Below are 26,290 nucleotides of genomic sequence, written 5' to 3'. Positions count from 1 at the left end.
CGGGTGTCCGGCGCCGGGGCTCGGCCGGGGGTGGGTCGCGTGGCCCGGTGCTGACGGGGTGCCGCTGCGCCCACCCGTGCCGCCCCAGCGGCACGACTGCCCGCAGCTACGACCGGCGTCTTCGGGGGTGGCTGTCCGCAGTCGGGGCAGGGGCGGCTGTCCGGCGCTGGGGCGGGGGGCGTTATGTCGCGTCTGAGGAGAAGCGGAGGGCGGCTGCCGGTATGTGGGCGTTGCACCAGACCCGGGCGCCTGCGCGGAGTTCGTTGTCGGCGCCGATGACCGCGCCGTCGCCGATGACCGTGTCCGTGAGGACCGAGCGGGTGCCGACGCGGGCGCGGGTGCCGATGAGGGAGTCGGTGATGACGGCCCCCGGTTCGATGACCGCGCCGGGGAGGATCGTGCTGCCGAAGACGCGCGCCCCCTCCGCGACGAAGGCGCCCTCGCCCACCACCGTGCCGCCGGTCAGCTTGGCGTCGGGCGCCACCGTGGCCGTGGGCAGGATCAGCCGGTCACCGCAGCGGCCCGGTACCGCCGGGGAGGGAGCGCGGCCCAGGACCAGGTCCGCCGAACCGCGCACGAAGGCCGCCGGGGTGCCCAGGTCCAGCCAGTACGTGGAGTCGACCATGCCCTGGAGGTGCGCTCCGGTGGCGAGGAGTTCCGGGAAGGTCTCCCGCTCGACCGAGACCGGGCGGCCCGCCGGGATGGTGTCGATGACCGAGCGGCGGAAGACGTACGCCCCGGCGTTGATCTGGTCGGTGACGATCTCCTCCGGGGTCTGCGGCTTCTCCAGGAACGCCAGGACCCGGCCCGTGCCGTCCGTGGGGACCAGTCCGTACGCCCTCGGGTCCGTGACCTTCGTCAGGTGCAGGGAGACGTCCGCGCCCGTCGTCTCGTGGGTGCGCACCAGCGCGCGGATGTCCAGCCCCGTCAGGATGTCACCGTTGAAGATCAGCACCGGCTCGTCGGGGCCCGAGCGCAGCCGCGACGCCACGTTGCGGATGGCGCCGCCGGTCCCGAGCGGCTCCTCCTCCGTGACGTACTCGAGGTGGAGGCCCAGGGCCGAGCCGTCTCCGAAGTACGGCTCGAAGACCTCCGCCAGGTAGCTCGTCGCGAGGACGATGTGCTCGACGCCCGCCGCCTTCGCCCGCGCCAGCTGATGGGTGAGGAACGGCACCCCGGCCGCTCTCACCATGGGCTTCGGGGTGTGCACCGTGAGCGGGCGCAGCCGCGTGCCCTTACCGCCGACCAGGAGGATCGCTTCTGTCACCTGTCGTCTCTGCTTCCTGCCGGGACCGGCCGAAGTGTCTTTCGGCCGGCCAGTGTATGCAGACCGTGCGATGGCGCCTTCGATCCGTGCGGTGTTCGGTGCCTCAGCGGCCCTGGTACCTCGCCGCCGTGGAACGGGCCGTGCCGAGCTTGCCGTAGAGCTGCTTGCCGGGGCAGCTCGTGGCGAAGCCGTCGCGGTGACCCGAGATGACGTTCAGTCGTACGTTCTTACCTTTTCGGTAGAGATTGCCACCCCCGGACTTCAGGTATGTCTTGCCGCGCGGATTCATGCCGTGGAGACCGAGCTTCCACGCGGTGAGCCGGGCGACGGCCTTGACCGCGGCGGACGACGGTTTCTTCGAGCCGTAGGTGCCGAGGACCGCGATTCCCATGCTGTTGGAGTTGAACCCCATGGTGTGGGCACCCAGGACCGGCTTCGACACTCCCCCGGCCCGGCCCTCGTAGATCTTTCCGCACTTGTCGACGAGGAAGTTGTAGCCGATGTCCCGCCAACCCATGCTCTTGACGTGGTAGCGGTAGATACCGCGAATGACCGACGGGGCCTGCGAGCAGCGGTAGTTGTTGCCCGTGGCCGAGTGGTGCACGAAGGCCGCCTTGACCTTCTTCGTGTACACGAACTTCTTGTCGCGCAGCTTCTCGTCCGCGCCCCAGCCGCGGCGCGTGGTGATGCGCGGGCGCGGACCGACGTACGGCTTGGCCTTCTGCTGTTCCGTCAGCGTGCCGAGGGCGAGCAGTTCCTTCTCGGTCTGGGTGCGGCTCAGCGCGGGGATCTCGGTGGCGCCGAGGGGGGCGAGGCCGGCGTTGGCGGCGGAGGCGTCGAGGCCCTCGAGGGACGCGAAGACCTCGGCGGACTCGGCGGACCCGAGGGCCTCGACCGCCGCGGCGGCGTCGACGGGTTCGGCGGGTTCGACGGGTTCGACGGATCCGGTGGTGGTGCGGGACGCCTCGCCGGGGGCCGTCGCCTCCGCGGGGGGCTGCGGCGGTGCGCCCTCGCCGGGGTCGACGAGTTCGAGACGCATGCCGGCGGGGAGGGGGGACGTGGCGGGGGCGGCGTCCGTGGGGCCGTCCTCGTCCGCGGCGCGTACCCGCGCCTCGACGCCGTCCGAATCGCCCACCCACAGCGGTGCGGTGGCGCCGCGCACCCGGCCCGACGCGCTTTCGGCGGTGCCGGGGTCGGCGGCGTGGTCGGCGTTGTGCGTCTCGAGGTCCTGCCAGTCGGACCAGGCGCCGGTGGCGGTGGCACGGGTGCGGACCTGGACGCGGCCGTGCAGTTCGTTCGCCGGGTCGTCCCAGACGACGCCGACCAGGGAGAAGCGCCGTGTGTCCCGGCGGGGGACGCCCTGTGCGGGGGTGCCGGGGGCGGTGGAGGCGCGGTCGCCGGCGAGGGCCGCGAGCGGCACCGACTGGGTGCTGCCGGGGACGTACGCCGTGGCCGGGGCCTGAGCTGATGCCGGTGCCGCCCTTCCGGTGGCTGCCGTCGCCGTCGTGGGCGCTGTGGTGAGCGGGAGGGACAGTGCGGCCGCGCAGGTGACGCCTATGGAGGAAGTGAGGAATCCATGCATGCCCCTGATCTTGGACATGACCGGACAAATCTGTCCATGCGGGAATTGACGGTCCGTAGGGTTCGTTCGCCCGATCCGGTGGTGGTGCCGTGCCCCGTCCGCCCGGGGCGCGCTGCCGGACCCGCGTACGCTTGCGCGGGTGAACGCGACCGACCGCACCCCTGCCGACCTGCTGAGTTCCGCGCTCGCCGCGGACCCGGGACGCCCCCTGGTGACCTTCTACGACGACGCCACCGGCGAACGCGTCGAACTGTCCGTGGCCACCTTCGCCAATTGGGTGGCCAAGACCGCCAACCTGCTCCAGGACGAACTGTCCGTCGAACCCGGTGACCGGGTCGCGCTGCTGCTGCCCGCGCACTGGCAGACGGCGGTGTGGCTGCTGGCCTGCGCGTCGGTGGGCGTCGTCGCCGACGTGGCCGGTGACCCGGCGGCGGCGGACGTGGCGGTGAGCGGGCCGGAGCCGGAGTCGCTGGAGGCGGCGCGGGCGTGCTCGGGCCCGCGGATCGCTCTGGCGCTGCGGCCGCTCGGGGGGCGGTTCGCGCCGGCCCCGCCGGATGGCTTCGCCGACTACGCGGTGGAGGTGCCGGGGCAGGGCGACCGGTTCGTGCCGTACGCGCCGGTGGATCCGGAGGCTCCGGCGCTGATCGTGGCCGGGCGGGAGTTCAGCGGGGCGGAGGTCGTGGAGCGGGCGCGGGCGGAGGCGTCGGGACTCGGGCTCACGGGGCCGGGGGCGCGGATCCTGTCGGGGCTGCCGTACGACACGTGGGAGGGGCTGAACGCGGGGTTGTACGGACCGTTGGCGTCGGGGGGGTCGGTGGTGCTGTGCCGGCATCTGGAGCGGGCGGGGGACGGTGTGGTGGACCAGCGGATCGAGGCGGAGCGGGTTTCGGCTACGGCGCGGTGAGTATTTCGCGGTGTTGAGTGGTCCGGCGTCGGTGGGGGCGGGTGACGCGGGCGCCTGCCGGCGGGTGCCGCCGGGGGCGGGTGACGCGCGCCGGCGCCGACAGGGTGGTGCCGGCGGGTGACGCGGGCCCGCGCCGGCAAGTGCCGCCGGTGGGCGGGTGAAGGGGCCCGGCGCTGGTGCGGTGCCCCGGGTCGGTGACGCGGGTGGGTGACGCGGCCCGCGTGGACGGGTGCCGCCGGTGGGCGGGTGACGCGGGCCCGCGCCGGCAAGTGCCGCCGGTGGGCGGGTGAAGGGGCCCGGCGCTGGTGCGGTGCCCCGGGTCGGTGACGCGGGTGGGTGACGCGGCCCGCGTGGACGGGTGCCGCCGGTGGGCGGGTGACGCGGGCCCGCGCCGGCAAGTGCCGCCGGTGGGCGGGTGAAGGGGCCCGGCGCTGGTGCGGTGCCCCGGGTCGGTGACGCGGGTGGGTGACGCGGCCCGCGCTGACGGGTGCCGCCGGTGGGCGGGTGACGCGGGCCCGCGCCGGCAAGTGCCGCCGGTGGGCGGGTGAAGGGGCCCGGCGCTGGTGCGGTGCCCCGGGTCGGTGACGCGGGTGGGTGACGCGGCCCGCGCTGACGGGTGCCGCCGCGCCCACCCGTGCCGCCCTGGGGGTACCTCCCAGGCCGTTCAGGCGCTGGCGGAGGCACGACTGCCCGGCGGCTGGGGGTGGGGCGGGCGGGGGCGGGGCCGGGGCCAACGGTGACCCCTCGTCGGCGCGGCGGTCCGCGGCTGGGGTGGGACAGAGGCCGGCGAGGCGGATCGGGTTTCGTGTGGTGACCCGTTCGGCTCAGTCAGGTCCAGGGGTGTGTCGGTCTTCGGGTCATGATCGGGGGAGCGCGGGCACGCAGGGCGCGCTCGTACGGCACGAGGGGTTGAGGCAGACGTGAGCGACAGCGCGGGCGTGTCCTCGGACGGAGCCGGGACCCCGGGGCCGGGGGCGGGGCCGGGGGCGTCCGCGAGCGGGGACGGGCTGCGGCGCAGACGCCGGCGGCGCCGGCTGCGGATCTCGGGCCTCGTGGTCGCCGTGCTGGGCGTCACGGCCGTGGGCGTCGGGTGGGCGGTGTACGCCAAGCTGAGCGGGAACATCACCGCCGACGAGGCGGCGGCGGCCGAGCTCGCCCGGTACGAGAGGGAGCGGCCCACCTCCCTGGTCCGCGGCGCGCAGAACGTGCTGGTGATCGGGTCGGACTCGCGCTCCGGCGACGGCAACGAGCGCTACGGGCGGGACACCGGCACCGAGCGGTCGGACACCACGATCCTGCTGCACCTGGCGGCGGGCCGGGACAGCGCCACCGCCGTCTCGCTCCCCCGCGACCTGATGGTGGACGTGCCCGGCTGCCACCGCCGCGACGGCTCCGCCACCGCTCCGGTGTTCACCCAGCTCAACTATGCCTTCGAGGCGGGTGGTTCGGCGTGCACCATCCGCACGGTTGAGAAGCTGACCGGGATCCGGATCGACCATCACGTGGTCGTCGACTTCCAGGGTTTCAAGAAGATGGTCGACGCGCTCGACGGCGTCGAGGTGTGCCTGAGCAAGCCGGTCGACGACAAGGCCGCCCGGCTGAAGCTGCCCGCCGGCCGGGTGACGCTCGACGGGGAGCAGGCCCTCGGTTACGTCCGGGCCCGCAAATCCCTCGGCGACGGCAGCGACACCGACCGCATCGACCGGCAGCAGCGGTTCCTGGGGGCGCTCGTCAACAAGGTGCAGAGCGACGACGTCCTGCTGAATCCGGTGAAGCTCTACCCCGTGCTGGACGCGGCCACGTCGTCCCTCACGACCGATCCGGGTCTGGCGAGCCTGCGGGGCGTGTACGACCTCGCGCGCGGCCTGCGCGGCATCCCCACCGAACGGGTGCAGTTCCTGACCGTCCCCCGGGAGTCGTACGTGCGCGACGCCAACCGCGACCAACTCGTGCAGCCCGACGCCGGGAAACTGTTCGCCCGCCTGCGGACCGACGAACCGGTGGCGGTCGGCACGGGGCGGACGGGGGGCGGAGACGGGCCCGGTTCCGCGGCCGCGCGCGAGCCCCGGGCCGGGGACTCCCCCCAGCCGACGTTCAGCGGGAACAGCGCCGCCGAGGACATCTGCGGGTAAAGCGCGCCCCAAGACGGCGCAAGACAGGGCCAAGACGCGCACGACGCGGCGGACACTTCTCCAGCAAAAGGGACGGATTGACCGGTTGTAAGGATCGTGGAATGTGTCACCGTCGTCGCCGCACGCCGAATCGGGCGGTTAGTGTGAGCGATCCGGTGTGCCCGCCCATGAGGTTCCGTCCTGTGGTCGCGCACTGAGTGACCGAGACCGGGCGCCTGGAGGGGACGGCGCCGCGTGGCCCCGACGGAGGATCGGACAACCGTGGACGCGCAAGGCCGTGGGCGGGCAGAGGACATCGACCCCGCAGACCAGTGGGTGCTCAACCCGGACACCGGCGAATACGAACTGCGACTGACCCCTTCCGGACCGCAGTCGGAGGCCCCGGGCCCCCGGGCCGCCGGCTCCGGCGCGACACGCGGCCGCACCGCGAAGGCGTCCGCGCCCGCGACCGCCCCGGGGCGTGCGGTCCCGGGTCCGCGGCGGCGGCGTGGCGCACCGGAGGAGCCGCCTCCCGGGGGACGGGGCCGACGGCGGCCGGCGAAGAAGCGGTCGACGGGCAAGAAGGTCCTGATGTGGACCGGCGTCACCATGGCGATCGTCGTCCTCGGTGCCGCGGCGGGCGGGTACCTCTACCTGGAGCACCTCAACGACAACATCCAGTCCGTCGCCGACGACGGCGCGAGCACCGGTGGCTTCCAGAAGGACAAGGCCATCAACATCCTGCTGATCGGCACCGACAAGCGCACCGGCGACGGCAACGAGGGCTACGGCGACAGCGGAAGCGTCGGCCACGCCGACACCACGATCCTGCTGCACGTCTCCAAGGACCGCTCCAACGCGACCGCGCTCAGCATCCCCCGCGACCTGATCGTCGACATCCCCGACTGCCCGACCACGCAGGAGGACGGGACCAAGAAGGTCATCCCCGGTTCCACCGGTGTGCGCTTCAACACCAGCCTCGGCCAGGACGACCGTACGCCCAGCTGCACCATGCGGACCGTCACCGAGCTGACCGGGGTCACCCCCGACAACTTCATGGTCGCCGACTTCAACGCGGTCAAGACGCTGACCTCGGCGGTCGGCGGTGTCGAGGTCTGCCTGGCCAAGGACATCGACGACCCGGACTCGCACCTGAAGCTGGCCGCGGGCACGCACAACATCGAGGGCGAGCAGGCACTGGCGTTCGTGCGCACCCGGCACTCGGTGGGCTTCGGCGGTGACCTGAGCCGCATTCAGATACAGCAGCAGTTCCTCAGCGCGCTGATGCGCAAGCTGAAGTCGAACGACACGCTCACCAGCCCGTCGAAGATGGTGAAGCTGGCGGAGGCGGGCACCAAGGCGCTGACCGTCGACTCCAAACTGGACAGCATCGGCAAGTTGAAGGACCTCGGCCTGGAGCTGGGCAAGCTCAACACCAAGAACCTGACCTTCACCACGGTGCCGGTGGTCGACAACCCGGCCGAGAAGGTCAAGGCGACGGTCGTCCTCCAGGAGCAGCCCGCCGCCGAGGTCTTCAGCATGATCCAGAACGACGTCTCGTTCACCGAGGTCAAGCAGCAGCAGAAGAAGGAGGCCGCCGCCGTCGCGGCGCGCCTGCAGGGCACCAAGTCCGACCCCTCCGACGTCCGCGTCCGCATCCTCAACGGCGGTGCCGTCAGCGGCAGCGCCGGCAAGGAACTGCTCTACCTCCAGACCGAGGCCGGCGTCACCAAGTCCGAGAACGCCGGCAACGCCCCCGCGGAGGTCGCCAAGACCACCCTCGAGTACGCCCCCGACCAGGCCGACCAGGCCCGCGCCCTCGCCGACATCCTCGGCCTGTCCGGCGCGGCCATGAAACCCGGCCAGAGCGTCACCAACTCCCAGGGCCTGCCCACCATGACGCTCACCCTCGGCAAGGACTTCAAGGGCGCGGGAGTCAAGCTCAACGCCACCTCCGGAAAGGCCCCGGAAGGGGTGGAGAAGTCCACGGCGGACAAGGTCCAGTGCGCCAAGTGACCTGAGGGCTCCCTCTCGCGTCTTACCGGGCGGCCGTGTCGCGGCAGCGGCGCGCAAATCCGTCGGGGCGGCCGTACAGCCAACGGGGCGGCCCGTACGTCCAACTGTGCGAACAGAACGCGCCTGTGGGCATGTCGGCCGGCGCTAGGGGTGGGGAGAGGGACATGACGCAGAGTGGTGTGCGCGGGCAGGGCACGCGATCGGGTGCCGGCCGGCGCGGCCGGGGCGCCCGGCAGGAGGGCGGGGGCGAGGAGGGCCCCGGCGCGAGCGCGGAGGCCCGCTCCGGGGGGCACGGCGGCCGACGCGGCGCGGGGCACGGGAACGGCCGGCGGTCCGGGCGGCGGCGGGCGGGGCGCGGGCGCCGCGTGCTCAGGTGGTCGGCGTCGACGCTCGCGGTGCTGATACTCGGCACGGCCGGCGCCGGATACCTGTACTACCAGCACCTGAACGGCAACATCGAGAAGGGCGAGCGCAGCAGCGGCGACTCCAAGGCGCACAGGACCGAGCCGAACGCGGCCGGGCAGACGCCCCTGAACATCCTGCTGATCGGCTCCGACAGCCGCGCGTCCGACGCGAACGTGGCGCTCGGCGGCGGCAAGGACCACCGCGACAACCCGCCGCTGGGTGACGTGCAGATGCTGATCCATCTGTCCGCGGACCGCAAGAGCGCCGCGGTGGTGAGCATCCCCCGCGACACCCGGGTCGACATCCCCGCCTGCACGGACCCCGAGACGGGCGACGAGTACCCGGCGACCAACACGATCATCAACGAGTCTCTGGGCCGCGGCGGCGCCGGCTGCACCCTGGCCACCTGGCAGAACCTGACCGGTGTCTACATCGACCACTGGATGACGATCGACTTCGCGGGTGTCGTGTCGATGGCGGACGCCGTCGGCGGGGTCGAGGTCTGTGTGAACCAGAACGTGTCGGACCGGCCGCTGCCGGGGGTTCCCGGCGGCTCCGGGCTGAAGCTGACGGCCGGCCCGCACAAGGTGCGGGGCGAGCAGGCCCTCCAGTGGCTGCGGACCCGGCACGCCTGGGGCAGCGACCTGATGCGGGCCCGGGCGCAGCACATGTACATGAACTCGATGATCCGCACGCTGAAGGGTCAAAACGTCTTCACCGACACCGGCCGGCTGATGGACCTGGCCGAGTCGGCGACGAAGTCCCTGACGGTCTCGGAGGAGGTCGGCACGGTCAAGAAGCTGTACGACCTGGGGATGCAGCTGAAGACCGTGCCGACGGACCGCATCACCATGACGACGCTGCCCACCGTCGAGGACCCCGAGGACGAGAACCACCTGCTGCCGGACGGCGCGAACGCCGAGAAGGTGTGGGCGATGCTCCGCGACGACGTGTCCTTCGACGACAAGGGCGCGAAGACCGGCGGCAAGGGCACCGGCGCGGGTGACGGCGAGGGCGCCACCGGCGAGGACGGCGCCGGCAAGACCCCCGCGGACTCGGCCGCCGCCGACGCCGAGATCGACGTACTCGTGCAGAACGCCACCCGGTCCGACTCGCTCGGCCCGGTCAGCGGCCGTGCGGGCACGGTCGCCGAGGCGCTGGCGGAGAAGGGCTTCGACCGGGCGGCGAAGGACACCTCGGCGGCACTCTCCGAGGAACGGACCGTCGTCCGCTACCCGAGCGCCGACCTGGCCGGGGACGCGCGGCGGGTCGCGGCCGCGCTGGCCATCCCGGCGAACGCGGTGCAGAAGTCGGCGGACGTGTCCGGGGTCACGGTCGTCGTCGGCACCGACTGGCGCTCGGGCACGTCGTATCCGAAGCAGAAGACGCCGGAGGCGGGCGACCTGCCCGACAACAGCGACGCCCTCAACGGCGCCGACACCGGCAAGTGCATGGACGTCTACAAGCCCTACCGCTGGTAGGCGTTCACAGAAATGGTGCGGAATGCCCTGTTGTAGGGGAGTCGAATTTGTCACCGGTGTCGTTCGACGCTGAACTGGGCGGATAGTGTGAGCGCTCCAGTGCCCCCGCCGCGAGGTCCGCCCTGGCGTCGTGCACTTGTTGACCCCTTTACCGTGCGCCTTCGGGGAAGGCGCCGCGTGGCCCCGACGGAGGACTGGGAGACCGTGGACGCGCAAGGACGTGGGCGGGCGGACGACATCGATCCCGCAGACCAGTGGGTGCTCAATCCGCGGACCGGCGAATACGAACTGCGGATGCCGTCTTCCGCGCCGCAGCCGGGCGTTCCGAAGCCCCGCAGGAGCGCGCCGGACGAGGGCGACACCGGGGCCGGCGCCGACGGCCCGGCCCGTCGCCGCACGACGGCCCCCGGCCGGGACGTCCCCGCCCAGCGGCGCCGCGGCCCCGCACCGGAGGAACCGGCGCCCGGACGGCGCGGCCGGCGCCCGGCGAAGAAGAAGTCGACGGGCCGGAAGGTCCTGCTGTGGACCGGCGGCACGACGGCGTTCGTCGTCCTCGTGGCCGGTGTCGGCGGCTACCTCTACCTCAAGCACCTCGAGGGCAACGTCTCGACGACGGACGTCGGCAGCGCGGGCAGCAGCAGCTTCAGCAAGGACGAGGCCTTCAACATCCTCATCATCGGCACCGACAAGCGCACCGGTGAGGGCAACGAGGGTTACGGCGACGCCGGCAGCGTCGGGCACGCCGACACCAACATCCTGCTGCACGTGTCCAAGGACCGCTCCAACGCGACCGCGCTCAGCATCCCCCGCGACCTGATAGTCGACATCCCCGACTGCCCGACCACGCAGGAGGACGGGACCGAGAAGGTCGTTCCGGGCCAGCAGGGTGTGCGCTTCAACCGGAGCCTCGGCGAGAGCGGCCGGGACGCGGGCTGCACCATGCGCACGGTGAAGGAGACGACCGGCATATCGGTCGACCACTTCATGATGGCCGACTTCAACGCGGTCAAGACGCTGACCACCGCGGTCGACGGCGTGGAGGTCTGCGTGGAGCACGCCGTCGACGACAAGAAGTCCAAACTCGTCCTGCCCGCGGGCAAGTCCAAGGTGGAGGGCGAGCGGGCCCTCGCCTTCGTCCGCACCCGGCACGCCTTCGGCAACGAGGGCGACCTGGACCGCATCAAGGTGCAGCAGCAGTTCCTGGGCTCGCTGATGCGGAAGATGTCCTCCAGCGACACCCTCACCAGCCCCACCAAACTGGTGAAGCTCGCCGAGGCCGCCACGAAGGCACTCACCGTGGACAAGCCCATCGGCAACGTCGGCACGCTCAAGGACATGGCCCTGGAGCTGAAGAAGGTGCCGACCAAGAACATCACGTTCGCCACGGTGCCGGTGAAGGACAACCCCGCCGAGAAGATCCCGGCGACGGTCGTGGTGGACGAGGCGAAGGCACCGCAGGTCTTCAGCATGGTCCAGAACGACGTCTCGTTCACCGAGGTCAAGCAGCAGCAGAAGAAGGAGGCCGCCGCCGTCGCGGCGCGCCTGCAGGGCACCAAGTCCGACCCCTCCGACGTCCGCGTCCGCATCCTCAACGGCGGTGCCGTCAGCGGCAGCGCCGGCAAGGAACTGCTCTACCTCCAGACCGAGGCCGGCGTCACCAAGTCCGAGAACGCCGGCAACGCCCCCGCGGAGGTCGCCAAGACCACCCTCGAGTACGCCCCCGACCAGGCCGACCAGGCCCGCGCCCTCGCCGACATCCTCGGCCTGTCCGGCGCGGCCATGAAACCCGGCCAGAGCGTCACCAACTCCCAGGGCCTGCCCACCATGACGCTCACCCTCGGCAAGGACTTCAAGGGCGCGGGAGTCAAGCTCGACGCCACCTCCGCGAAGGCCCCGGAGGGGATGGACAAGTCCACGGCCGACCAGGTGCAGTGCGCGAGTTGACCTGACGGGCCCGCCGTGCGTCTCACAGGGTGCACGGCGGAACAGCGGTGGGCCGGCAGGGGTGGGGAAGGACGCGGAAGTGACGCAGAGCGGTGTGCAGGGGGAGGACACGCGGCAGGCCGCGTCGGACGCCACCGAGGGAGACGAGGCGGTCCCGGGCAAGGGGGACGACGCCGAGGGCGGCGCCGAGGCCGGCATACCCCGGCCCCGCCGGGGGCTGCGGTTGCTGCGCCGGATCGCGCTGGCCCTCGCCGTGCTGCTGATCGGCACGGCCGGTGCCGGCTACCTCTACTACCGGCACCTCAACGACAACATCGAGCACGACGTCCTGAACCTGGGCGACAGCAAGGTCGCCGCGCCGACGCCGAACGCCGCCGGCCAGACCCCGCTGAACATCCTCGTCATCGGCTCGGACGCCCGGGACAGCGAGGAGAACCAGCAACTCGGCGGCGCCCGCGAGACGTTCGGCTCCACTCCGCTGGCGGACGTGCAGATGCTGGTGCACCTGTCCGCCGACCGCAGCAACATGTCGGTCGTCAGCATGCCCCGCGACACCCTGGTGAAGATCCCGAAGTGCACCGACCCGGACGACGGGACGGTCTACCCGGCGAGCGAGGGCCGGGTGATGACCAATCAGAGCCTCGGCCACGGCGGCCCCGGCTGCACGGTGGCCACCTGGCAGGAGCTCACCGGCATCCACATCGACCACTTCCTGATGGTCGACTTCGCGGGCGTGGTGTCGATGGCGGACGCCGTCGGCGGCGTCCCGGTCTGCGTGGACGCCAACATCCACTCGCGTGTCGCCACGGGCCACGGCTCGGGCCTGAAGCTGGAGAAGGGCACCCACCCGGTGAAGGGCGAGCAGGCCCTGCAGTGGCTGCGGACCCGCTACGGCTTCGAGGACGGCAGCGACCTGGCCCGCGCCAAGGCCCAGCACATGTACCTGAACTCGATGGTCCGCGTGCTGCGCGAGAACGCCACGCTCGGCAACCCGGGCCGGCTGCGCGCGCTGGCCGAGGAGGCCACCGAGGCGCTCACGGTCGACCCGGGCCTCGACACCGTCAAGAAGCTGTACGACCTCAGCGGCGAGCTGCGCACGGTGGAGCCGGAACGCATCACCATGACCACGATGCCCAACCGGTACGTGGGCGCCCGCGTGGAGCCGACCGAGGACGCGGAGCAGCTGTTCCGGCTGGTGCGGGAGGACATCGCGCTGGACGGCAAGGACGCGAAGCCGAAGGAGCCCGGTCCCGGCCCGGCGTCGACGGCCCCCGCCGACCCGGCCGCCGCCGACGGCGAGATCGCGGTGCAGGTACGCAACGGCACCCGCACCGAGGACCTCGCGGCGGCCGGCGGGCGCGCCGACACGGTCGCCGGACTGCTGGTGGAGAAGGGTTTCACGCGCGCCGTCGCCGACCCCTCGGTGCTGCCGAGCGAGGACCGCACGGTCGTCCGCTACCCCAGCGCCGATCTGGCGGGCGACGCGCGGCGGGTCGCCGACTCCCTGGGGATCCCGGCGAGTTCGGTGCTGCGGTCGACCGACGTCTCGGGCGTCACGCTCGTCGTGGGCGCGGACTGGCGCGAGGACACGGCCTACGAGGCACCCGCGGCCGACGACAGCACCCCGGAGTCGGCCGAGGCCCTCAACGGCGCCGACACGAGCGCCTGCATGCACGTGAACCCGGGCTTCACCTGGTCCTGAGCGGCGTCACCGGGCGCCGGCGGCGTCGGCGTCCGGCTGGACCGCCGGGCGCCGCGACGCGATGACCCGCTTCGCCAGCGACTTGGGGCTGGTCAGGAAGCCGTAGCCCCACGACATGTGCATGGTCGCCAGCGCCACCGGGATCTGCGCCCGTGCCTTCAGGCCGAGGCCCTTGCCCGCCGGGAGCGAGCCCGCGACGATCGCGGCGAGGTAGCCGCCGGGCACGACGAAGCCCCAGGGGGTCAGCGCCACGCCCACCACGACGCCGGCGGCGATCGCGCACACGGCGGCCGGCGGGGCGAGGTAGCGCAGGTTGATGGAGCCGGAGTGGTAGCGGGCGACGACGTGCCGCCAGCGGCCGTAGTCCTTGTACTGCTTGGCCAGCGCCCGCACGGAGGGCCGGGGCCGGTAGGACACCTTCAGCTCGGGCGAGAACCAGATCAGGCCGCCGGCCTCCCGGATGCGGAAGTTCAGCTCCCAGTCCTGGGCGCGTATGAACTCCTCGTTGTACCCGCCCTGCCGCTCCAGCGCGTCGCGGCGGAACACGCCCAGGTACACCGTCTCGGCCGGACCCGCCTGGCCGCCGGTGTGGAAGGCCGCGTTGCCCACGCCGATCTTCGACGTCATCGCGGCGGCGACGGCGTCCTCCCAGGCGTTCTCGCCCTCGGCGTGCATGATGCCGCCCACGTTCTGCGCGCCGGTCTCCTCCAGCAGCCGTACGGCCGTGGCGATGTAGTCGGGCGACAGCATGCCGTGGCCGTCGACGCGGACGACCACGGGATGGCGCGAGGCCTTGATCGCGGCGTTCAGCGCGGCGGGCGTGCGGCCGGTGGGGTTCGGCACGGTGTGGACGCGGGGGTCCTCGCGGACGAGTTCGGCGGCGATCTCTTCCGTGCGGTCCGTGGACGGACCGACGGCGATCACGACCTCCATCTCGCCGGGGTACTCCTGGGCGAGGATGGCGCGGACGGCACCGCGCAGGTGCCGCTCCTCGTTGAGGACGGGCATGATCACGGAAACGGCGGGCAGCCGCACGTCGGACTTGGCGTTCATCGGTGCTCACGTTACCGCGAACGGGGGACACGGGTGCGCGCCGCGGGGGTCACGGCCCCGGGCAGCAGATCGTATGGGCCTACGGTGCTCACGGATCCCACGTCCGGCCCCAGGTCCCGCCCCCGCGGAGGTGTCACCTTGCCCACGCCGCCCCGCTCCCCCAGGGTCCCGGCATCGCCCCCACAGGGCGGTCCCCCGCCCCAGCGCACCCGTCCGCGGCCCTCCCGCCGCCCGCCCGGAGGTGCCGTACGGCGGAAGAGGCCACGCTGGGCCGTGCGGGCGGTGACGGCGCTGTCGGTGGTGGTGCTCGCCTCCGCCGGGATCGGGCACGCGGTGCTCTCCGGTCTGGACGCGGACATCGCCCGCGTCGACGCATTCAAGGACATGAAGAACCGTCCGCGGGGCGGTGACGGCATGAACGTCCTGCTGGTCGGCACCGACGGCCGCGACCGGATCAGCGCGGAGGAGCGGCGGAAGTACCGGCTCGGCGGTGCTCCCTGCCACTGCACCGACACCATCATGATCGTGCACATCTCGGAGGACCGGGAGCGGGCGAGCGTGGTCAGCCTGCCGCGCGACTCGTACGCCGTGACGCCCGACCACACCGACCGCACGACCGGCAGGCACCACCGGGGACACCCCGTCAAGCTGAACGCGGCCTATGCCGAGGGCGGGCCGCAGCTCACCGTCCGCACGGTCGAGAGCATGACCCACGTGAAGATCGACCACTATCTGGAGGTCGACTTCACCAGCTTCATGAAGACCGTGGACGTCCTCGGCGGCGTGCGGATCTGCACCGTCCAGCCGCTCAAGGACAGGTACACCGGGCTCGACCTGCCGGCCGGCAGCCACGAGCTGACCGGCGGGCAGGCCCTGCAGTACGTCCGCGCCCGCCACCTCGACGGGGCCTCGGACCTGAGCCGGATGAAGCGCCAGCAGCGCTTCCTGGCCGCGCTGATCGACCGGGCGACCTCCTCCGGGCTCCTGCTGAACCCGCTCAAGTTCCGCGACGTCACGCGGGCGGTGCTGGGTTCGGTGCGGGCCGACAGGGGATTCGGCACCGACGAGCTGCTGGCCCTCGGGCGGGCGATGCGGAACTTCTCGCCGTCGTCCTCCGAGTTCACCACCGTGCCGATCGGGCAGATGGGCTACGCCGTCAAGGGCGTCGGATCGACCCTCAAGTGGGACCCCGCCGAGTCGAAGCGGATCTTCGACGCCCTGCGCCGGGACGAGCCGCTGGCCCCGCCCGGCCCGAAGCCGGCGGGCCCGGCGCCGGTGCGGGTACCGGTCGACCCGAAGCAGATCCGGGTCCAGGTGGAGAACGGCACGCACACCGCGGGGCTGGGCAGGCGCGTGGACGACGCGCTGGCCGCGACCGGCTTCCTCACCACCCGGGCGCCGGTGAACGCCGCCGACCGCGCGGTGGCACGGACCGTGGTCGCCTTCGACCCCCGCTGGGACCGGTCGGCGAAGTCGCTGGCCGCCGCCCTGCCCGGCAGCGAGCTCAAGCCGGTCAAGGGCCAGGGGGGCACGCTGCGGGTGATCGCGGGCGCCGACTTCAGGCAGGTGGTGACGGTGCGGCCGGAGGACCCGCCGCAGGAGTCGGGCGCAGTGGTGCGCGGCGACGAGGTGGTGTGCGGGCAGCGGTGACCGGCCGCGGCGTCAGTTGCCGGAGACGGTGACCTTGTCGTCGTTCCTCAGCTGCTCCACCAGTTCCTTCACCTTGGCGTCGTCCCACTTGAGGTTTCCGCCGACGCTGCCGGAGACCGGCATGTTCATCGAGGTGCCGTCACCGCCGCTGACGCTCTTCATCGCCCAGAACATGCCGGCCAGGTCGAACAGGCCCATGTCCTTGTCGACGATCAGGGAGTCCAGGCCCGCGCCCATGGTCGGGTACAGCTTGAACGGGTTCAGCACGGTCGACGGGGTGGCCACCTGGCTCGCCAGGGCCGACAGGAACTTCTGCTGGTTCTTCGTACGGTCCAGATCGGAGCCGGGCAGCGCGTACCGGGTGCGGACGAAGGCCAGGGCCTCCTCGCCGTTGAGGGTCTGCTTGCCCTTCTTGAAGTCGGCGCCGGACTTCTTGTCCTTGATGTCCTGCGGGATGTCGATGTCGACGCCGCCGACGGAGTCCACGATGTTCGCGAAGCCGGCGAAGCCGATCTCCACGTAGTGGTCGATGTGCAGCCCGGTGTTGAACTCGACGGTGCGCACGAGCAGCTCGGGACCGTCCTCCGCGTACGCGGCGTTCAGCTTCACGTGGCGGCCGGTGCCCTCGTACTTCTTGCCGGACTCCGAGCCGACGAAGCTCGGGATCTCGACGTCCGAGTCGCGGGGCAGCGAGACCAGCGTCGACCCGTTGTCCCCGGTGTGGAGGATCATCATGGAGTCGGTGCGCTTGCCCTCGGCCGAGCCGGTGTGCAGGTCCTTCTTCTGCTCGTCGGTCATGCCCTCGCGGCTGTCGGACCCGACGATCAGGTAGTTCGTGCCCTCGCCCGCCTCGGGCCGGTCGATGACCTTGGACAGGTCGACCTCGCGGTTGAGCTTGGAGTCGGCCCAGAAGTAGGTCCCGACCGTGGTGACGACCAGCGCGGTCACCACCGTGATCGCCGTCCACTTGATCCGGCGCCGCCAGTCCGGCGCGGGGCGCCCACCGCCCGGGCCGGTGCCGCCGGGGCCGCGGCCGCCGGGGCTGCCGTAGACCTGGCCGGTGTTGTAACCGCTGTCGTACGCGTCCTGTCCGCCGTGGCCCTGGCCGTCGACGTACGACGGCTGCTGCGGCACCCCGCCCCCGTACTGAGGTGCGGTGCGGCCCGGGCCGGGCGGCGGCGCCGCGCCGCGGCGGACCTGACGCATCACCCGGGCACTCTCGGGCTGTGCGCTCGCGCTGCCGCGTCCGTACCGGCCGGCGCGGTTGTCACCGGGTCGTCCCTCGGGCCAATCATTCATGCGGACCAGTGTGCAGGTCCCGGCGGTACTGCTGACAGGGCCGTCGGAAAATAGGGGCGGCGCTGTTGCGAAGCTGACACAAATTACTCGGATGTGGTCCCGGCATAAGGTGGAGGGCATGACAGACCAGGCAGAACAGGCCTCGGCCGCGGAGTCGGCGACACCGGAGATCCCGGGCAAGCCGACCTCGGCTTCCCGCACCACCCTCAGCCACATCATGACGCACAGCGACACCAACCTTCTGGGCACCGTGCACGGTGGCGTCATCATGAAGCTGGTCGACGACGCGGCCGGTGCCGTGGCCGGACGGCACTCCGGCGGCCCCGCCGTCACCGCGTCCATGGACGAGATGGCGTTCCTCGAACCGGTCCGGGTCGGCGACCTCGTCCATGTGAAGGCCCAGGTCAACTGGACCGGCCGCACCTCCATGGAGGTCGGCGTGCGGGTGCTGGCCGAGCGCTGGAACGAGTCGGCCCCCGCCACCCAGGTCGGCTCGGCCTACCTGGTGTTCGCCGCGGTGGACGCCGACGGCAAGCCCCGCTCGGTGCCGCCGGTGGTCCCGGAGACCGAGAAGGACAAGCGGCGCTACCAGGAGGCCCAGATCCGCCGCACCCACCGGCTGGCCCGCCGCCGCGCGATCATGGAGCTGCGGGAGCGCCGGGTGGCGGAGGGCTACGAGGACTGACCTCCCCGCACCGACGCGAGAGGGCGCCCGGGACCGACGTCCCGGGCGCCCTCTCGCGTGTGAGAGCCGTTACGGCAGGTTGCGCGCCATGACGATGCGCTGGACCTGGTTGGTGCCCTCGTAGATCTGCGTGATCTTGGCGTCGCGCATCATGCGCTCCACCGGGTAGTCACGGGTGTAGCCGTAGCCGCCGAGGAGCTGGACGGCGTCCGTGGTGACCTCCATCGCCACGTCGGAGGCGAAGCACTTGGCGGCCGCGCCCTGGAAGGTGAGGTCGCTGTCGCCGCGCTCCGACTTCGCCGCGGCGGCGTAGGTCAGCTGGCGGGCGGCCTCGATCTTCATGGCCATGTCGGCGAGCATGAACTGGATGCCCTGGAAGTCGGCGATCGGCTTGCCGAACTGCTTGCGCTCCTTGACGTAGCCCTTGGCGTAGTCGAGGGCGCCCTGGGCGATGCCGAGGGCCTGGGCGGCGATGGTGATGCGGGTGTGGTCCAGCGTCTTCATCGCGGTGGCGAAGCCGGTGCCCTCCTCGCCGATCATGCGGTCGGCGGGGATGCGGACGTTGTCGAGGTAGACCTCGCGGGTCGGCGAGCCCTTGATGCCGAGCTTCTTCTCCGGGGCGCCGAAGGAGACGCCCTCGTCGGACTTCTCGACGACGAACGCGGAGATCCCCTTGGAGCGCTTGGTGGGGTCGGTGACCGCCATCACCGTGTAGTACTCGGAGACGCCCGCGTTGGTGATCCAGCGCTTGACGCCGTTGAGGACCCAGAAGTCACCGTCGCGCACGGCCTTGGTCTTCATGCCGGCCGCGTCCGAGCCCGCGTCGGGCTCGGACAGGCAGTAGGAGAACATGCCGTCGCCCTTGGCGAGCGGGGTCATGTACTTCTTCTTCAGCTCCTCGGAGCCGGAGAGGATCACCGGCAGCGAGCCGAGCTTGTTCACGGCCGGTATGAGGGAGGAGCTCGCGCAGACGCGGGCCACCTCCTCGATCACGATGACCGTGGCGAGGGCGTCGGCGCCCGCGCCGCCGTACTCCTCCGGGACGTGCACGGCGTGCAGGTCGTTCGCGGTCAGGGCGTCGAGGGCCTCCTGCGGGAAGCGGGCCTCCTCGTCGACCGCGGCGGCGTGCGGCGCGATCTTCGCCTCGGCCAGCGAGCGGACGGCGTCGCGGAGCATGCCGTGCTCCTCGGACGGGCGGTACAGGTCGAAGTCAGCCGATCCGGCCAAGGTCTCTCACGCTCCAAAACACTGTGATGCTGAGCACGCTAACTACCGTTAAGTAACCCAAATTTTAGAACGCCGCCGGGCCGGTGGATAGGTGAGGTTGACGACAGCCGCCCAGGGGCTCCGCCCGGCGCCCCGGATATGCTCGGGCGCGCACCTCAGCCGTACACCTCTGGAGCACCCATGGCCCTCAAGATCACTGTGATCGGCACCGGCTACCTCGGCGCGACCCACGCGGCGGCCATGGCCGAGCTCGGTTTCGAGGTGCTGGGCCTGGACGTGGTGCCCGAGAAGATCGAGATGCTCCAGCGGGGCGAGGTCCCGATGTACGAGCCGGGTCTCGAGGAACTGCTGCGCAAGCACGTCGCGGGCATCGAGGGGTCCAGCGGACGGCTGCGGTTCACCACCGACTTCGCGGAGGTCGCGGCCTTCGGCGACGTGCACTTCCTGTGCGTGAACACGCCGCAGAAGCACGGCGAGTACGCCTGCGACATGTCCTACGTCGACTCCGCCCTGGCCTCGCTCGCGCCGCACCTGCGCGGCCCCGCCCTGGTCGTCGGCAAGTCGACCGTGCCCGTGGGCAGCGCCGACCGGCTGGCCGTCTACCTCGCCGAGCACGCGCCGGCGGGCGGCGACGCCGAGCTGGCCTGGAACCCCGAGTTCCTGCGCGAGGGCTTCGCCGTCCAGGACACGCTGCGCCCGGACCGGATCGTGGTCGGGGTGCGCAGCGAACGGGCCGAGAAGCTGCTGCGCGAGGTGTACGCCACGCCGATCACCGAGGGCTCTCCGTTCGTCGTCACCGACTTCCCGACGGCCGAGCTGGTGAAGACCGCCGCGAACTCCTTCCTGGCGACCAAGATCTCCTTCATCAACGCGATGGCGGAGGTCTGCGAGGCCGCCGACGGCGACGTCGCCAAGCTGGCGGAGGCCATCGGGCACGACGACCGGATCGGCCGGAAGTTCCTGCGGGCCGGCATCGGCTTCGGCGGCGGCTGCCTGCCGAAGGACATCCGGGCGTTCATGGCCCGCGCCGGTGAGCTGGGCGCCGACCAGGCGCTGACGTTCCTGCGCGAGATCGACTCCATCAACATGCGCCAGCGCGGCCAGATGGTCGAGCTGGCCCGGCAGGCGTTGGGCGGCGGCCCGTTCCTCGGCAAGCGGGTCGCGGTGCTCGGCGCCACCTTCAAGCCCGACTCGGACGACGTACGGGACTCGCCCGCGCTGAACGTGGCCGGGCAGATCCACCTCCAGGGCGCGCAGGTGACGGTGTACGACCCGAAGGGCATGGAGAACGCCCGGCGGCTGTTCCCGACGCTCGGCTACGCCGACTCGGCGCTGGAGGCCGTGCGCGGCGCCGACGCCGTGCTGCACCTGACGGAGTGGCGGGAGTTCCGCGAGCTGGACCCGGAGGCGCTCGGCGAGGCGGCGGCGGCGCGGGTGATCCTCGACGGCCGCAACGCGCTGGACCCCGAGGCCTGGCGGCGGGCCGGGTGGACGTACCGGGCGATGGGCCGGCCGACGGCCTAGGCCCGGCCACACGACAGGTGACGCCGGTTCGGCCGAGGCTCAGTCGGCCGAACCGGCGTCCGTCCGCATTGTGCCCCACCCGGCCGCGCGCCGGCCGGTGAACCCCCGGGGCGTCACGCCTCCTTGGCGCGGTACCGGCGCATCTTCGCGCGCGCCCCGCACACCTGCATCGAGCACCACCGCCCCCGTCCGGCCGGGCTGCGGTCGTAGTACGCCCAGTGGCAGTCGGCGGCCTCGCACGCCTTGAGGCGGCTCCAGGTGCCCGCGACCAGCGCCTCGGCGACCGCCGCGGCGACGCGGGCGGGCAGGGACCCGGCACGGGCCGGGGCGAGGGCGGCGGAGCCGTCGGCCGGGTCGACCGTCACGACCAGCGGGGCCCCGGCCAGCAGCTCGCCGAGCGGGGTGACCGGGCGGTGCGGCGGGTGCCCCGCGTGCGCGAGCAGGGCCGCGCGCAGCGACTCGCGCAGGTCGCGCGCGTCCGGCACCTCGTCCTCCGTCAGGCCGAAGCGCGCCCGGTCCTCCGGCGTGCCCAGCGAGTCGGCGCCCGTCTCCAGGTCCAGCGTGTTCACCAGGGCCTCGATCACGTCCAGGCCACCCGGTGCGGGCGATCTCTCACTCATGCTTGCGACGTTACCCCCCATGGGGGAGCATGGAGTAACCGTTACCGGTTACTCCTGTATGAGGGTAACCGCTGACTTCAAGGAGGAAGTCATGGCCGTAGCCGAGCTGGGTGTCGTCGTCCTGGACTGTCCCGACCCCCACGCACTGGCCCGCTTCTACGCCGACGTCCTCGGCGGCACCGTCGAGGCCCAGAACGACGGACAGGACGAGTGGGTCGACCTGAGACTGCCCGGCGGGCAGGCCCTGGCGTTCCAGGCCGCGCCCGGGTACGTACCGCCGAAGTGGCCCGGGACCGACGGAGCGCAGCAGTTCCACCTCGACCTCGTCGTGCCGGACCTGGACGCGGCCGAGAAGGCCGTACTGGAGCTCGGCGCGCGTCCCCTGGACGCCGAGGACCGGTCCCGCACGTTCCGCGTCTACGCCGATCCCGCCGGGCACCCGTTCTGCCTCTGTGCCTGCTGAGACCACCCACATCACCGGAAGGAACCCCATGGCACCCGTGGCACGTTTCCGCTCCGTCGTCGTCGACTGTCCCGAGCCCCGCGAGCTGGCCCGCTTCTACGCGCAGGTCGGCGGCGGCACTCCCGACGAGGAGGACCCGGACTGGGTGGTGCTCCAGGTGCCCGGAGGGCCCCGGATCGCCTTCCAGCGGGTGCCCGAGCTGACCCCGCCCGAGTGGCCGCGCTCCGACCGAAACGCCCAGCAGTTCCACCTCGACTTCGACGGCGGGGCGACCTGGGAGGAGATGGACGCGGCGCACGAGAAGGTGCTCGCGCTGGGCGCCCGGCCGCTGGACCTGGAGGACCGGGAGAAGAAGGACTTCATGGTGTACGCGGATCCGGCGGGGCATCCGTTCTGCCTGTGCCGGATCGAACACCCCTGAGCCGACGGTGCTCAGCCGTCGAGCGCGGCGATCGTCGCGCTCGACGGCCGGCGCCGCAGCTGCGCCGCACGGGCGGTGAAGGCCGCGCCCCGCAGCACGCGCTGCACGTTGCCCCAGGTGAGCAGGGCGACGTCCGCCTCGTCCCAGCCGCGCCGCAGCAGCTCGGCGATCAGGCGGGGGTAGCAGGAGGCGTCGCCGAGCTCCAGCGGGTGCGCGGTGCCGGTGTCGTAGGTGCCGGACAGGCCGACGCTCCGCGGGCCGGCGACGGTGCGGACGTGGTCCAGGTGGTCGGCGACGTCCCGGACGGTCGGGCCGGTCTGCTCCGCGGTCAGCGGCACCATGCACAGGCCCCCGGCCGCGCCCAGCTCGGCGAGCAGGTCGTCGGGGAGGTTGGCGGGGTGCGGACGCAGGGCGCGGGCGGCGGACCGGGTGCACAGCGCGGGCGCCTTGGAGACGGCCAGGGTGCGGCGGACGGTCGGCTCGCCGGCGCCGGAGAGGTCCGCGAGGACGCCGAGCCGGTTCATCTCGCGGACGACCTCCTCGCCGAACCGGGTCAGCCCCGCCTCGCTCGCCCAGGAGGTTCCGGTCAGCGTGAGCACCCGCAGGCCGAGGGCGTGCAGGGAGCGCAGGATGCCGATGCTGTCGCCGAGCGCGGCGGCCCCGGCGGGGCCGGGCAGCACGGCGACGCGGCCGCAGTTGCGGGCGTCGATGGTCTGCCCGGCGTCGTGGGCCAGCCGGAGCCCCTCGGGGTGGGCGCCGACGACCGTCCTGGCCAGGTCGAGCTGTTCGAGCGTGGCGCCGACGGCCCGGTCGCCGTCGATGCCCTCGGGCAGGTGCAGCGACCAGAACAGGGCCCCGACGTGACCTTCGCGCAGCCGGGGCACGTCCGTGTGGACACCGCTCTCGCCGAGCTCCAGGTCGTACCAGGACAGGTGCTTGAGCGCGCGGGGCAGGCCGCAGTAGCCGTCGGCGACCGGGTGGGCGGCCAGCACGGCGCGGGCGCGGGTCAGCGGCTCGTCGTCGGGATCGGAGACCGGCGCGTAGGGCTCGGGCGGGAAGGCGTCGTCGGGCAGCGGGACGGGCAGGTCGTCGAGCTCGCCGGCCTCGGTACCGGTGTGCAGGTCGTCCTGGAGGTCTGCCATGACGGGCTCCGTACGGTCGTCGTGCGTTACGGCCACCGTCACACGGAGCAGGTGGGGCGGTCCTGATGAGTGCGCCGTTCGGGGGGCACGGCGCGCGGGGCCCACGCTCAGCCGCGGGCCGCGTCGATCACCTCGTCCAGGGTGTCCCGGGAACGGATCAGGTCGGCGATGGTCCGGTCGATGCGGGCGCGTTCCGCGGTGAGGTCGGCGACCAGTTTCGGCGTGGCGACGGCCGAGGGCCCGCCGTCCCCGTCCCGCATGCAGGGCAGCAGCTCGACGATCTTGCTGCTGCACAGCCCGGCCGCGAACAGCTCCTGGATGCGGATGACCCGGTCGACGGCCCCTTCCGCGTACTCGCGGTGCCCACCGGGCGTACGCTCGGCCGCGAGAAGTCCCTGCTTCTCGTAGTACCGCAGCGAGCGTTCACTGACGCCCGTACGCCGGGCGAGTTCGCCGATCCGCATGCCGTCGCCTCCGGGACTTGATTCTGACACTGATGTCAGGTTCTAGCGTACGGGCATGCCGAACACAACAGAGCTCTTCGCCTCCGCCCCGCTCGGACCGCTCACGCTTCCCAACCGTCTCGTGATGGCTCCGCTCACCCGCAACCGTGCCGAGGCGGACGGCACCCCGACGCCGCTCATGGCCACCTACTACGCCCAGCGCGCCACCGCCGGACTGATCATCGCCGAGGCCGCCACGCCGAACGCGGTCGGGCAGACGTACCCGAACATCACCGCCGTCCACAGCGCCCGGCACGTGGCGGGCTGGCGGCAGGTCACCGACGCCGTGCGGGAGGCGGGCGGGCGGATGTTCCTCCAGCTCCAGCACGGTGGCCGGGTCGGCCATCCCGCGACCAGCGGGCTGACGCCCGTCGCGCCCTCGCCGGTGCCACTGCCGGAGACGGTCTTCACGCCCTCGGGACACCGTCCGGCCGTCGTGCCGAGGGAGATGACCGCCGAGGACGTCCGCACCACCGTCGCGGACTTCGCGCGTGCCGCGCGCAACGCGCTCGACGCCGGGTTCGAGGGGGTCGAGGTGCACTCCGCCAACGGTCACCTGCTGCACCAGTTCCTGGCCGCCAACACCAACCGCCGCACCGACGGATACGGAGGTCCGGTCGCCGGGCGGATCCGGTTCACGGCCGAGGTGACCGAGGCCGTGGCCGCCGAGATCGGCGCCGACCGGGTGGGCCTGCGCGTCTCCCCCGGCAACACCGTCAACGGCATCGCGGAGGGCGAGACGGAGGAGATCTACACCGCGCTGGTGGAGCGGCTCGGCGGACTCGGCCTCGCCTATCTCCACCAGGTCTTCGCCGACCCCGCCGACCCCGTGTTCCGGAAGATCCGCGCCGGATGGCCGGGCGTCCTGATCGCCAACCCGGTGCTGGGCGAGGAGCCGGCCACGGACACCGTGCGCCGCGCCTCCGAGCGGCTGCTCGCCGCCGGCGCCGACCTGGTCGCCCTCGGCCGGCCCTTCCTGGCCAACCCCGACCTGGTGGAGCGGCTGCGGCTCGGGGCACCGCTGAACCCGGTACGGGACCGGTACCTCATGTACGTGGGCGGGGCGACCGGTTACACCGACTACCCCGCCCTCGGAGAGGAGACGGCTCAGCCGTCCAGGTCCTCGAGCGTCACGTTGGACGGCCCCCGTGTCGCCTGAAGCCCCCGGGCCACGTCCTCGGCGGCGTCCAGCACCCGCACCGCGTTCTTCCAGGTCAGCTTGGTCAGGTCGGCCCGGGACCAGCCGCGGTCGAGCAGCTCGGCGACCAGGTTCGGGTAGCCCGAGACGTCGTCGAGGCCGTCCGGCGTGAACGGTGTGCCGTCGTAGTCGCCGCCGATGCCGAGGTGGTCGACGCCGGCGACCTCGCGCATGTGGTCGAGGTGGTCGGCGACCGTGGACACCGTGGCGACCGGGCGCGGGGTGCGCTCCTCGAAGGCGTGGTGGACCTTCATCGCCTCCGGGCTGGTGTCCAGGTGGTGGAAGCCGTGCGCCCGCATGTTCTCGTCGGCGGCCGCCGTCCAGTCCACCGCGGCCTGGAGCACGAACTTCGGCACGAACGTCACCATCGCCATGCCGCCGTTGGCGGGCAGCCGCTCCAGCACGTCGTCCGGGATGTTGCGCGGGTGGTCGCAGACGGCCCGGGCGGAGGAGTGCGAGAAGATCACCGGCGCGGTGGAGGCGTCCAGCGCGTCCCGCATCGTCGTCGCGGCGACGTGCGAGAGGTCGACCAGCATGCCCTCGCGGTTCATCTCCCGCACGACCTCCCGGCCGAAGGCCGACAGACCGCCGACGCCGGGCTCGTCGGTCGCCGAGTCCGCCCACGCCACGTTGTCGTTGTGTGTGAGCGTCATGTAGCGCACCCCGAGCGCGTACAGCGCCCGGAGCGTGGCGAGCGAGTTGTCGATGGAGTGGCCGCCCTCGGCGCCCATCAGCGACGCGATACGGCCCTCGGCGCGGGCCGCCTCCATGTCCGCGGCGGTCAGCGCGGCCCGCAGCTGCTCGGGGTGGCGGTCGATCAGCCTCCGCACGCAGTCGATCTGCTCCAGCGTCGCCGTCACCGCACCCGGCAGGTCCGAGCGGACGTACACCGACCAGTACTGCGCACCGACGCCGCCGGCCCGCAGCCGGGCGAGGTCGGTGTGCAGGTGGGCGGACTGGTCCTCGGCGATGTCCCGGGCGTCGAGGTCGTAGCGGACCTGCTCGCGCAGCGCCCACGGCAGGTCGTTGTGACCGTCGACGACGGGAAACTCCCGCAACAGCTCCCGGGCCCGGTCCAGTGACGTCATCGGGG

General features: G+C 72.4%; 21 protein-coding genes. 12 read left to right on the top strand and 9 right to left on the bottom strand.

Annotated elements, in window-relative coordinates; translation table 11 throughout:
* Positions 1–181: 181 nt before the first annotated feature.
* Entirely contained in the window at positions 182–1,267 is a 1,086-nt protein-coding gene (locus ACGF3H_RS20935) for an NDP-sugar synthase (RefSeq protein ID WP_362500033.1), read from the bottom strand.
* A gap of 103 nt (positions 1,268–1,370) precedes the next feature.
* On the bottom strand, positions 1,371–2,849 hold the full coding sequence (locus ACGF3H_RS20930; RefSeq protein ID WP_362500034.1) for an N-acetylmuramoyl-L-alanine amidase: 1,479 nt from the start codon (positions 2,847–2,849) through the stop codon (positions 1,371–1,373).
* A gap of 139 nt (positions 2,850–2,988) precedes the next feature.
* On the opposite strand from ACGF3H_RS20930, the gene ACGF3H_RS20925 reads away from it, so the two are divergent.
* From ACGF3H_RS20925 to ACGF3H_RS20900, 6 genes are all read left to right on the top strand, one after another.
* Entirely contained in the window at positions 2,989–3,753 is a 765-nt protein-coding gene (locus tag ACGF3H_RS20925; protein ID WP_362500035.1) for a TIGR03089 family protein, read from the top strand.
* Between the two features lie 920 nt (positions 3,754–4,673).
* The gene (locus tag ACGF3H_RS20920) at positions 4,674–5,885 is read left to right on the top strand and encodes an LCP family protein (RefSeq protein WP_362500036.1); all 1,212 of its coding nucleotides are present in this window, start codon (positions 4,674–4,676) and stop codon (positions 5,883–5,885) included.
* 261 nt (positions 5,886–6,146) lie between these two features.
* On the top strand, positions 6,147–7,880 hold the full coding sequence (locus tag ACGF3H_RS20915; RefSeq protein ID WP_362500037.1) for an LCP family protein: 1,734 nt from the start codon (positions 6,147–6,149) through the stop codon (positions 7,878–7,880).
* Between the two features lie 164 nt (positions 7,881–8,044).
* A complete protein-coding gene (locus tag ACGF3H_RS20910) occupies positions 8,045–9,766 on the top strand; it encodes an LCP family protein (RefSeq protein ID WP_362500038.1) in 1,722 nt (573 codons plus the stop codon).
* 204 nt (positions 9,767–9,970) lie between these two features.
* Positions 9,971–11,710: an LCP family protein gene (locus ACGF3H_RS20905; RefSeq protein WP_362500058.1), complete on the top strand. Its 1,740-nt coding sequence runs from the start codon at positions 9,971–9,973 to the stop codon at positions 11,708–11,710.
* 79 nt (positions 11,711–11,789) lie between these two features.
* The gene (locus tag ACGF3H_RS20900; RefSeq protein ID WP_362500039.1) at positions 11,790–13,412 is read left to right on the top strand and encodes an LCP family protein; all 1,623 of its coding nucleotides are present in this window, start codon (positions 11,790–11,792) and stop codon (positions 13,410–13,412) included.
* 6 nt (positions 13,413–13,418) lie between these two features.
* On the opposite strand, the gene ACGF3H_RS20895 is transcribed toward ACGF3H_RS20900, so the two are convergent.
* Positions 13,419–14,465, bottom strand: a complete 1,047-nt coding sequence (locus ACGF3H_RS20895; RefSeq protein ID WP_362500040.1) for a glycosyltransferase family 2 protein — start codon at positions 14,463–14,465, stop codon at positions 13,419–13,421.
* Between the two features lie 273 nt (positions 14,466–14,738).
* Here ACGF3H_RS20895 and ACGF3H_RS20890 point away from each other — a divergent pair, with 273 nt between their 5' ends.
* Complete coding sequence (locus ACGF3H_RS20890) at positions 14,739–16,115, top strand: LCP family protein (protein WP_362500041.1); 1,377 nt, start codon at positions 14,739–14,741, stop codon at positions 16,113–16,115.
* A 12-nt stretch (positions 16,116–16,127) separates the two neighbouring features.
* Here the strand turns inward: ACGF3H_RS20890 and ACGF3H_RS20885 are convergent, their stop codons facing one another.
* Positions 16,128–17,414 (bottom strand): LCP family protein, encoded by a 1,287-nt coding sequence (locus ACGF3H_RS20885; protein WP_362500042.1) that lies wholly within the window; start codon positions 17,412–17,414, stop codon positions 16,128–16,130.
* Positions 17,415–17,532: 118 nt separating this feature from the next.
* Between ACGF3H_RS20885 and ACGF3H_RS20880 the strand changes: the two genes are divergently transcribed.
* Positions 17,533–18,099 carry an acyl-CoA thioesterase gene (locus tag ACGF3H_RS20880; RefSeq protein ID WP_350717556.1) on the top strand — a complete coding sequence of 189 codons (567 nt, stop codon included), beginning with the start codon at positions 17,533–17,535 and terminating at the stop codon, positions 18,097–18,099.
* A 69-nt stretch (positions 18,100–18,168) separates the two neighbouring features.
* On the opposite strand, the gene ACGF3H_RS20875 is transcribed toward ACGF3H_RS20880, so the two are convergent.
* Positions 18,169–19,326, bottom strand: a complete 1,158-nt coding sequence (locus ACGF3H_RS20875) for an acyl-CoA dehydrogenase (RefSeq protein WP_362500043.1) — start codon at positions 19,324–19,326, stop codon at positions 18,169–18,171.
* Positions 19,327–19,506: 180 nt separating this feature from the next.
* Between ACGF3H_RS20875 and ACGF3H_RS20870 the strand changes: the two genes are divergently transcribed.
* Complete coding sequence (locus ACGF3H_RS20870; protein ID WP_362500044.1) at positions 19,507–20,850, top strand: UDP-glucose/GDP-mannose dehydrogenase family protein; 1,344 nt, start codon at positions 19,507–19,509, stop codon at positions 20,848–20,850.
* Positions 20,851–20,963: 113 nt separating this feature from the next.
* On the opposite strand, the gene ACGF3H_RS20865 is transcribed toward ACGF3H_RS20870, so the two are convergent.
* Positions 20,964–21,470 carry a CGNR zinc finger domain-containing protein gene (locus tag ACGF3H_RS20865; protein WP_362500045.1) on the bottom strand — a complete coding sequence of 169 codons (507 nt, stop codon included), beginning with the start codon at positions 21,468–21,470 and terminating at the stop codon, positions 20,964–20,966.
* 91 nt (positions 21,471–21,561) lie between these two features.
* On the opposite strand from ACGF3H_RS20865, the gene ACGF3H_RS20860 reads away from it, so the two are divergent.
* Both ACGF3H_RS20860 and ACGF3H_RS20855 read left to right on the top strand, forming a co-directional pair.
* Positions 21,562–21,933, top strand: coding sequence for a VOC family protein (locus tag ACGF3H_RS20860; RefSeq protein ID WP_362500046.1), 372 nt, complete (start codon positions 21,562–21,564; stop codon positions 21,931–21,933).
* A gap of 28 nt (positions 21,934–21,961) precedes the next feature.
* Entirely contained in the window at positions 21,962–22,354 is a 393-nt protein-coding gene (locus ACGF3H_RS20855; protein ID WP_362500047.1) for a VOC family protein, read from the top strand.
* 11 nt (positions 22,355–22,365) lie between these two features.
* Here ACGF3H_RS20855 and ACGF3H_RS20850 read toward each other — a convergent pair whose 3' ends face one another.
* Together ACGF3H_RS20850 and ACGF3H_RS20845 are read right to left on the bottom strand one after the other, a co-directional pair.
* Entirely contained in the window at positions 22,366–23,496 is a 1,131-nt protein-coding gene (locus tag ACGF3H_RS20850) for a dipeptidase (RefSeq protein ID WP_362500048.1), read from the bottom strand.
* A gap of 107 nt (positions 23,497–23,603) precedes the next feature.
* Positions 23,604–23,960 (bottom strand): MerR family transcriptional regulator, encoded by a 357-nt coding sequence (locus tag ACGF3H_RS20845; RefSeq protein ID WP_362500059.1) that lies wholly within the window; start codon positions 23,958–23,960, stop codon positions 23,604–23,606.
* A 55-nt stretch (positions 23,961–24,015) separates the two neighbouring features.
* Between ACGF3H_RS20845 and ACGF3H_RS20840 the strand changes: the two genes are divergently transcribed.
* Complete coding sequence (locus ACGF3H_RS20840) at positions 24,016–25,158, top strand: alkene reductase (protein ID WP_362500049.1); 1,143 nt, start codon at positions 24,016–24,018, stop codon at positions 25,156–25,158.
* Here ACGF3H_RS20840 and ACGF3H_RS20835 read toward each other — a convergent pair.
* A complete protein-coding gene (locus tag ACGF3H_RS20835; protein ID WP_362500050.1) occupies positions 25,107–26,285 on the bottom strand; it encodes a dipeptidase in 1,179 nt (392 codons plus the stop codon). The genes ACGF3H_RS20840 and ACGF3H_RS20835 overlap by 52 nt on opposite strands.
* Positions 26,286–26,290 lie beyond the last annotated feature (5 nt).

The organism is Streptomyces sp. NPDC048185 (genome assembly GCF_043202495.1).
Lineage (GTDB): Bacteria > Actinomycetota > Actinomycetes > Streptomycetales > Streptomycetaceae > Streptomyces.
This window is presented reverse-complemented; position numbering and strand designations above follow the sequence as displayed.